We start from the raw sequence: 556 nt of genomic DNA on the forward strand, positions 1-556 counted from the left end.
GAGCATCCGCCGGTGGTGGCTGGTGGCCGCAATCTTGGTGGTCCTGATCGGGGTTGTCTTAGTCTGCCTGATAGTCTACTTCGCCAACGCAGCGCACAGCGAGGCCTGTAAGAACGGGTTGCGGTTGCAGGATGAGTGCCGAAACACCACGCACCTGTTGAAGCACCAGCTCACCCGCGCCCAGGACAGCCTGCTGCAGACGGAGATGCAGGCAAACTCCTGCAACCAGACCGTGATGGACCTTCGGGATTCCCTGAAGAAGAAGGTGTCTCAAACCCAGGAGCAGCAGGCCCGCATCAAGGAACTTGAGAATAAGATCGAGAGGCTGAACCAGGAGCTGGAGAATCTGAGGACCCAAAAGGAAATTTCTACCACAGTGCAGGTGAACTCAGGCGGCTCCGTGGTGGTCTCCAGCCTACTGGTGCTTGTGGCGGTACTGTTCCTGCACTTTTGAGGACCCAATAGTTGGCAGGTCACAGCCTGTGTGAGGTCATTGTGGGTCGTAGTGGCTCTGGAGGGGTCCTGGCAACCCTAAGGATGTGAAGACCATTAGGTG

At 57.2% G+C, this 556-nt stretch carries 1 protein-coding gene; it reads left to right on the plus strand.

What is annotated here, in order from left to right; genetic code table 11:
* Positions 1-454, plus strand: a 454-nt coding sequence (locus R7E38_RS23230; protein ID WP_318082201.1) for a hypothetical protein, incomplete at its 5' end; no start/stop codon positions are given.
* Between the last annotated feature and the right edge of the window lie 102 nt (positions 455-556).

The sequence above is a fragment of the Vibrio sp. Vb2131 genome, assembly GCF_033338535.1.
Lineage (GTDB): Bacteria > Pseudomonadota > Gammaproteobacteria > Enterobacterales > Vibrionaceae > Vibrio > Vibrio alginolyticus.